Here is an 8,627-nt window from a genome sequence, read left to right as displayed (position 1 = left end):
CCGGGGGAGGCGTGCGGCCCGCGCCCGCCAGCCCCGCCTGGCCGGCCCGCCGCCAAAGCCTTTTTTGGGGCCGCTGCGCGACCCAGCGGGAGCAAGCTCCCTCGCCACAGGACCGTGCCGGTCCCAAAACCCTTGTGGGTATCCAACATCACCGGACATCACATCGCACAAACCACACGATTTCGCCCACTGGCCTTCGCCTGGTACAGCGCCTTATCCGCAGCGAACAAAAGTTGCGAAAGCTCACCATATGGCCCATTCAGCCAAGTAGCGATGCCAATACTTACCGTCATGGGTGCTCCCCCCTCGGACACCGGCGGTAATTGTTCAACCGCGTCGCGAATGTTCTGGGCCATGGTAAAGGCGCCCGCAGTGGTGGTCTCCGGCAGAATCACCGAGAACTCTTCACCGCCATAACGCGCCGCCAGGTCGGCGGGGCGTCGCACATGCTGGCCGATCAACTGCGCCAAGGCCCGCAGGGCCTCGTCACCCTGTTGATGACCATGGCGATCGTTGAACGCCTTGAAGTGATCGGCATCGATCATCAACACAGACAACGGTTGACCCGAACGTTGCGCACGCAACCACTCCTGCTGCAACGTTTCGTCCAGGGTTCGCCGGTTGGCCAGGCCTGTGAGGGCGTCGGTAGAGGCCAGTTGTGCCAGTTCCCGTTCGGCATTGTGGCGGCGGCGCAATTCCCGGCGCAGCAGCCAGGTGAGCCAGAGCAAACCGATGCACAGCGCACCGGTGGCGCCACTGACCAGCAATGCCGTGCGCTGCCAGGACGCGAAGACCTCTCGGGAGGAGAGCGCTACCACGACGATCAGTGGCAGGTTGCCTACCTGGGAAAAGGTGTATAGGCGCTGTGTCTGATCGACACTGGATATGCTGGTAAAACTGCCGTTGCCCTCGCGCAGGATACGTACGAAATTCGGTCGGGTGCTGAAGTCCTTGCCAATCATGTCGTCAGCCAGGGGCGGTTCCTGGGCCAGCAGGATTCCATCGCGGCTGACCAGGTTGACCGTCCCATGGCCGATGTTCAGGCTCTTGAACAACTGGCTGAAGTAGTTCAGGCGCATCGCGGCTTCGGCCACGCCCATGAACTCGCCCTGGTCATCGCTCAGTCGATAGCTGAAGCTGATGCGCCAATCCTTGGTGGCACTCCTGGAACGGAACGGGCGACTGATCATCATGTCCGGAGTCGGGTTCTGGACATGGGACTGGAAATACTCCCGGTCGGCGTAGTTGCCTTTGCGCGGTTCGACCGAGGCGGAATCGGCGATCACATCGCCCCGCTTGTCGAGCAGCAGGATGTCGCCTTTATAGGGAACGGTGGTGGCGCGGTCGAACAGGGCCAGGTGGCGGATCGTTGGCGAAACGTCTTTCAGGTCGTCGCGTTTTGCCGTGGCGATCAAGCCTTGTAGCGAAAGGTCGTAGAGTTCGACGTTGCGCAGCACGTCGGCATCGATCAGTTGCACGATATTGTTCGCCGCGCGTGTGGCCGCCTGCTGGGCCGTCGCGTGTTCGCGAATCAACAGGAACGTCACGATACTCAGGATGGCAATGACAACCAGCGAGCTGGCCAGTACGAGTACCCGTTCCGAACGTATCGAAGACGGGGTGTTGCCGGGTGTCGCACTGCGCGCGCTCATGGTTCCGAATGTCTGCATTGTCATAGGGTTGGGATCCGTCCCAAAGGATTGCAAACCGGCAAATGAACCAGATGCTGGCCTTTTGCTGATTGTGCTTGGATCGATGAGAGCGGGCAATCAGTGTTTGCGCAATATCTGGTACGCGCTGCCGAAGGTGGCGATCTGTTGATTTTGATTCAGTTGGCTTTCGCCCAGCATTCAACTGGAAAACACCGGACCTTGTGGCGGTGTCAGGCTGGCAAGCGGATCCCGAACGTGTTGGCGCCCTGGTCGCTGTGCACAAAAACATCGCCACCATGCATCAGTGCGATGGCCTTGACGATGGCCAGCCCCAGCCCATGGTTGGCGCCGCTGTTGCTGCGCGAGGCATCGACGCGATAGAAGCGTTCGAACAGGCGCGGCAGGTGTTCGCCGGCAATCGGGTCGCCGGGGTTGGTGACGGCGAGGCAGATCTGCTCGCCAAGGGCTTCGATGCGCACATCGATCACTTGACCGGGCGCCGTGTGCTGCACGGCGTTGCTCAGCAGGTTGATCAGCGCCCGGCGCAGGTGGGCGATCTCGATGTTGGCCTGGGCGTCGCCGCTGACCCGGACCTGGACTTGGGCATCTTCCAGAATGAAGTCCAGGTAATCGAGGGTGGTTGCCACCTCGCTGGCCAGGGAGGTGCTGGTCACCTTGGTGGCCTTGCTACCCTGGTCGGCGCTGGCCAGGAACAGCATGTCGTTGATGATCGAGCGCAGCCGCTCCAACTCCTCGAGATTCGATTGCAGCACTTCGAAGTAATGTTCGGCCGAGCGTCCGCGGGTCAGCGCCACCTGGGTCTGGCCGATCAGGTTGGTCAATGGCGAGCGCAGTTCATGGGCGACGTCGGCGTTGAACGACTCCAACCGTGAGTAAGCCTGTTCGACCCGGTCCAGAGTGGCGTTGAAGGAACTGACGAACTGGTTCAGTTCCGGCGGCAAGGGCGACAGTTGCAAGCGCCCGGACAGGCGGGGCGGGGTCAGGCGTTGGGCTTCATCGGAAAGCTTGATCAGCGGCTTGAGGCCGATGCGCGCGACCCAATAGCCCAGCAACGAAGCCAGGAGCACGCCGACAATCGCCAGGCTCACCAGCGCCACCAACAGGCGATGCTGGGTCTGGTAGAAGGTCTCGGTGTCGATGCCAATCATGAAGCGCAGCGGCGGGCGTTGGTCCTTGGCCGGGAACTGGCTCACCAGGACTTTCATCGGATAGTATCGATGGGGCAACGTCAGGTCGCGTTTACCCAGGGGACCTTGGGCAAAGGTGCGGATCTGCCCATCGGGATCGCCGTACTCAAAGCGCGGATCGTCACTGACGATCCAGAAATGGATGCGCTTGTCTTCCTCGCCGAGCAATCGCAGCTTGTTGTTGATCTTCACCCAGTGTTCAGGCGTGCCATAGCGACCGACAGTAGACTCCAGGACACTGTAGCGGGCATCGAGCTCGGCTTCGGGCAACAGGCCCAGGCCTTTGGCGACTTGTTGATACAAAGCGCCACCGATCAACAGGAACACCAATGCCGCCACCAGCGTGAACAGGCCGCTGAGGCGCAGGGCGATGCTGTCAGGCAATTTCATTGCCGCGATTCTCCAGCACATAACCCATGCCGCGAATGGTGTGCAGCAACTTCTGCTCGAATGGCCCGTCGAGCTTGGCCCGCAAGCGTTTGATCGCCACTTCCACCACGTTGGCGTCACTGTCGAAGTTGATGTCCCAGACCATTTCGGCAATGGCGGTCTTCGAAAGGATTTCGCCCTGGCGGCGGGCCAGGACACTGAGCAGGGAGAACTCCTTGGCGGTCAGGTCCAGGCGCTGGCCGGCGCGTGTGGCCTTGCGGCTGATCAGATCGATCCACAGGTCGGCGATGCTCACCTGCACCGGTTCATGGCCGCCACTGCGACGGGTCAGGGCTTGCAGGCGGGCTACCAGTTCCAGGAACGAAAAGGGCTTGCCCAGGTAGTCGTCGGCGCCGTCGCGCAGCCCCTTGATGCGGTCCTCGACCCGTTCCCGGGCGGTGAGCATGATCACCGGCGTCTGCTTGCGGGCGCGCAAGGCCCGGAGCACGCCGAAGCCGTCCAGGCCCGGCAGCATCACGTCGAGCACGATCACCGCATAGTCGGTTTCCAGGGCCAGGTGCAGCCCCTCGATGCCGTCCGGCGCCACGTCCACGGTGTAGCCCTGTTCGGTCAGGCCGCGGTGCAGGTAGTCCGCGGTTTTTTCTTCGTCTTCGATGATCAGAACGCGCATGGCTCCGCCTCAGTGGTCTGTGCTTGCCAGCGCCGCCGTCGGCGCCGACCCTGGCTGATGGGCAGGCCGATGGAACAGGCGCTCGAGCCACAAGTATATGACCGGAGTGGTGAACAGCGTCAGCGCCTGGCTCACCAGCAGGCCGCCCACCACCGCGATGCCCAGGGGCTGGCGCAGTTCCGCGCCGGCGCCATAGCCGAGCATCAGCGGCAGCGCACCGAGCAGGGCGGCCAGGGTGGTCATCATGATCGGACGGAAGCGTGTCAGGCACGCCTGGAAAATCGCCTCCTGGGGCGCCAGCCCTCTGTTGCGTTGGGCGTCGAGGGCGAAGTCGATCATCAGGATGCCGTTCTTCTTGACGATCCCGATCAGCAGCACCAGCCCGATCAGCGCCATGATCGAAAAGTCCTGGCCCAGCAGCCAGAGCATGATCAGCGCGCCGAGGCCAGCCGAGGGCAGGGTAGAAATGATCGTCAACGGGTGTACGAAACTCTCGTAGAGCACGCCGAGGATGATGTAGACGGCCACCAGCGCGGCGAGGATCAGCCATGGCTGGCTCGCCAGCGAACTTTGGAAAGCCTGGGCCGCGCCCTGGAAATTACCGGTGATGGCGGCGGGCATGCCGATTTCGTTCTTCGCCTGGTCGAGCAGGCGCACCGCGTCTCCCAAGGCCACGCCGGGCGCCAGGTTGAACGACAGGTTGGCGGCCGGGAACATGCCGTCGTGGGCAATGGACAGCGGGCCGTTGCTCGGCGCATCGAAGCGGGCCAGGGCCGAGAGCGGCACCATTTCCCCACTCAAGGGCGAGCGCAGGTAGAAATATGCCAGGCTTTCGGCCTTGCCCCGCTGCGCGGTGTCGAGCTCCAGGATCACGTTGTACTGGTTGGTCTCGGTCTGGAATTCATTGATCTGCCGCTGGCCGAAGGCGTCGTACAGGGCTTGGTCGACATCGGTGGCGGTGAGGCCGAATCGCGCCGCCGCGGTGCGGTCGATGTTGATGTGGGTGATGCGGCCGCCCAGTTGCAGGTCGTTGGAGATGTCGCGGAACGCCGGGTTGCCGCGCAGCTTGTCGGTGAGTTTTTGCGTCCAGGCGTTGAGGCTCGGCCCGTCGTTGCTCTTGAGCACATATTGGTACTGGGCGCGACTGGGGCCGGAGCTGAGGTTGATGTCCTGCCCTGCCCTGAGGTACAGCACCACGCCAGGGATCTTCAACAATTGCGGGCGGATCCGGTCGATGAAGCCACTGGCCGACACGTCACGCTCGCCCCGGGGCTTGAGGGCGATCCAGAAGCGGCCGTTGGCGATGGTCTGGTTATTGCCCGAGACACCGACGGAGTGGGAGAAGGTCTGCACCGCCGGGTCGGCGGCGACGATCTCGGCCAGGGCCTTGTGCTTGGCCACCATGTCAGGGAACGACACATCGGCGGCGGCTTCGCTGGTGCCCAGCACCAGGCCGGTGTCCTGTACCGGGAAAAAACCCTTGGGAATGAACACATAGCCCACCACCGCCAGTGCCAGGGTCAGGCCGAACACGCCGATCATCAGTTTTTGATGGGCGAGGGCCCGACGCAGGCCGCGTTCATACCAGCCCAGCAAGCGTTCGCCGAACCCTGGCGAGCCGTGGGCGTGGTGCACCGGGGCACGCATGAACAGCGCGGCCAGGGTCGGCGCCAATGTGAGGGACACCACCACCGAAATCAGGATGGTCGAGGTGGCGGTCAGGGCAAACTCCTTGAACAGACGCCCGACCACGCCGCCCATGACCAGCAGCGGAATGAACGCGGCGATCAGCGAGAAACTGATGGAAACCACGGTGAAGCCAATCTCGCCGGCCCCCTTGATCGCCGCCTCGCGCAAGCCATCGCCGGCCTCCAGGTGCCGGTGGATGTTCTCCACCACCACGATTGCATCGTCCACCACGAACCCCACCGAGATGACAATCGCCACCAGGGTCAGGTTGTTCAAGCTGAACCCCATCACGTACATCAAGGCGAAACTGGCGATCAGCGACACCCCCAGCACCGCCGAGACGATCAACGTCGCCGAGAGCTGGCGTAGGAACAACGCCATTACCGCCACCCCCAGCCGCACCGCGATCAGCAAGGTGATCTCCACTTCATGCAACGAGGCGCGGATGGTCTGGGTGCGGTCGATCAACACTTTGACCTGCACCGCGGCGGGCAACATCGCTTGCAAGGTGGGCAGGGCCGCCTGGATGCGGTCGACGGTCTCGACGATGTTCGCCCCCGGTTGCCGGAAGATCACCAGGTTGACCCCCGGCTCGTTGTCGGACCAGGCCTGGACGTAGGCGTTCTCCGAGCCGTTGACCACCTTGGCGATGTCCTTGAGGTGTACCGGTGCCCCGTCCCGGTAGGACACGATCAGCTCGCCATACTCGGCAGGTTGGAACAACTGGTCGTTGGTGGACAGGGTGGAAATGCTCGACTCGCCGTACAGCGCGCCCTTGGCCAGGTTGAGGCTGGCCTGTTGCAGCGCCAGGCGAATGTCCGCGAGGGTCAGGCCGATGGCCGCGAGCCGGTCGGCCGAGGCCTGGACGCGGATCGCCGGGCGTTGCTGGCCGGGGATGTAGATTTGTCCGACGCCGTCGAGCTGGCTGATCTGGCGGGAGAGCAGGGTTTCGACGTAGTCGCTCAGTTCGGTGCCGGGCATCAGGCTGGAGCTGATGCTGAGGATCAGCACCGGGCTGTCCGCGGGGTTGACCTTGCGCCAGGTCGGCAGGTTCGGCATGTCGTTGGGCAGTTTGCCGGCGGCGGTGCTGATGGCGGCCTGCACTTCCTGGGCGGCGGTGTCGCTGCTTTTATCGAGGCTGAATTGCAGGATCAGGTTGGTCGAGCCCGGGGCACTGCTGGACGTCATTTGGGTGATGCCGGGAATGGCGCTGAATTGCACTTCCAGCGGCGTCGCCACCGACGACGCCATGGTTTCGGGACTGGCCCCGGGCAACTGGGCGTTGACCTGGATGGTCGGGAACTCCGCCTCCGGCAACGGCGCGACGGGCAGGCGAGGAAACGCGATCACCCCCAGCAATACCAGGGCAAATGTCAGCAGTACCGTGGCGATGGGGTGGTCGATGCACCACGCCGAAACCGAGCCGCGGCCCTTCATGGTTGCGGCTCCACAGTCTTGGCCAGGGCGGGCGGATCACTGAGCACCTGGATGTGGCTGCCCGGCTTGAGCCGTGACTGGCCGTCGCTCACCAGTTGGTCGCCGGCGTTGACCCCCTTGATGATGTGCAGGTCGCTGTCCTGGTAAACCATCGTCACCGGCACGCTCTCGACCATGTCGCCCTTGATCCGGTACACGAAGTGTTGCTCCAGGCCGCGCTGGACCACGGTGGGCGGCACCACCAGGGCGTCCTTGTCGATGGCCGTCTGGATTTTCAGCGTCACCAGTTGCCCAGGCCACAGTCGTTGCGCGGCGTTGTTGAATTCGGCCTTGGCCCGCAGGGTTCCGGTGTTGGCGTTGATCTGGTTATCGATGAGGCTCAGGCGCCCCTCGCCGAGCAGCTCCCCGGTGGCGCCATCGGCACCGATGTAGGCCTTGACCAAGGCTTGCTCAGGGGCGGCGATCAACCGTTGCAAGGTCGGCAGCATTTGTTGGGGCAGGGAGAACTCCACCGCGATCGGGTCGATCTGGGTCACCGTGAACAGGCCTTCGGCATCGCTGGTGCGCAGGAAGTTGCCTTCGTCTACGTTGCGAATGCCGACGCGCCCGCTCACCGGGGAGCGGATCTGGGTGTAGGACAGTTGCACCTGTGCCGAGTCGATGGCCGCCTGGTTGCCCTGGGCGGTCGCCTTGAGCTGGTTGACCAGGGCCTGTTGCTGGTCATAGGTCTGCTTCGAGACGCCGTCATCGACGCTCAGCAACTTGTAGCGCTTGAGGTTGACCTGGGCCACCGCCAACTGCGCCTGGCTCTCGCCGAGCTGGGCCCGGGCCTGGTCGAGGCTGGCGCGGATCGAGCGGTCATCGATGGTCGCCAGCAGGTCACCCTTCTTGACCCGTTGCCCTTCCTTGACCAGAAGCCGGGTGAGGATGCCGTCGATCTGCGGCCGGATCACCACGCTGTGCAGCGACAGGACCGTACCGATGCCGCTGGCAAAGCGCGGCACATCCTTTTGCACCACGCTGACGGCCCGTACCGGAACGGCGGCGGGGGCGCCGGGCTTGGCGGCCACGGGCTTGAGCACATACCAGAGGGCCAGGGCCGCCAGGGCGACCAACAGCATGACAAGCAGGATAGTTTTCTTCTGGGTGCGCATGGATATGAAGGGCCGGTTCGGGACGCAGGAGTTTGAGCTTTCTTATATAGCGTTGCGAGCCGGTCAGGAAGGTGACGGCTAACTGACAGGCGTGTCAGTTTTGTCCTGGATTGCTGTCGGACGAATGGATGTTGGGCTTGCTGGCCCCATCGCGAGCAAGCTCGGCTCCCACAGTGGCTCTGTGTTGGATATCAGTTTTGTGCCCACTGAAGATTGAATGTGGGAGCGAGCCTGCTCGTGATGGCGGTGGTTCGTGTTGGATGAAACTGGCCTGCGCGCCGGGATATCGGGCAGGTATACTGCCGCCTTTCGCGGCTCGCCTACCGAGCCCGGCATACTGAATTGTGGCGAGGGAGCTTGCTCCCGCTGGGCTGCGAAGCGGCCCCATCCCTGTGAGCGCTTCGCACTCAAGCGGGAGCAAGCTCCC

General features: G+C 63.4%; 5 protein-coding genes. All 5 read right to left on the bottom strand.

The genetic code is table 11. The features are described 5' to 3' along the window. Positions 1-158: 158 nt before the first annotated feature. Positions 159-1,652 (bottom strand): sensor domain-containing diguanylate cyclase, encoded by a 1,494-nt coding sequence (locus tag HGO40_RS10160; protein WP_250962879.1) that lies wholly within the window; start codon positions 1,650-1,652, stop codon positions 159-161. A 230-nt stretch (positions 1,653-1,882) separates the two neighbouring features. After that, complete coding sequence (locus HGO40_RS10155) at positions 1,883-3,250, bottom strand: heavy metal sensor histidine kinase (RefSeq protein WP_250962878.1); 1,368 nt, start codon at positions 3,248-3,250, stop codon at positions 1,883-1,885. Continuing rightward, a complete protein-coding gene (locus tag HGO40_RS10150; RefSeq protein WP_186705131.1) occupies positions 3,237-3,920 on the bottom strand; it encodes a heavy metal response regulator transcription factor in 684 nt (227 codons plus the stop codon). Before HGO40_RS10150 ends, HGO40_RS10155 begins: the two co-directional genes overlap by 14 nt. Positions 3,921-3,929: 9 nt before the next feature. After that, positions 3,930-7,046, bottom strand: a complete 3,117-nt coding sequence (locus HGO40_RS10145) for a multidrug efflux RND transporter permease subunit (protein WP_250962877.1) — start codon at positions 7,044-7,046, stop codon at positions 3,930-3,932. Continuing rightward, positions 7,043-8,200 (bottom strand): efflux RND transporter periplasmic adaptor subunit, encoded by a 1,158-nt coding sequence (locus HGO40_RS10140; RefSeq protein ID WP_250962876.1) that lies wholly within the window; start codon positions 8,198-8,200, stop codon positions 7,043-7,045. The genes HGO40_RS10145 and HGO40_RS10140 overlap by 4 nt, the downstream gene beginning before the upstream one ends. Positions 8,201-8,627: the final 427 nt, after the last annotated feature.

The sequence above is a fragment of the Pseudomonas sp. CG7 genome (genome assembly GCF_023701885.1).
GTDB classification, from domain to species: Bacteria; Pseudomonadota; Gammaproteobacteria; order Pseudomonadales; family Pseudomonadaceae; genus Aquipseudomonas; species Aquipseudomonas zanjanensis.
Note: the sequence above shows the minus strand (reverse complement) of the source record. Positions and strands in the feature narration are given on the sequence as shown.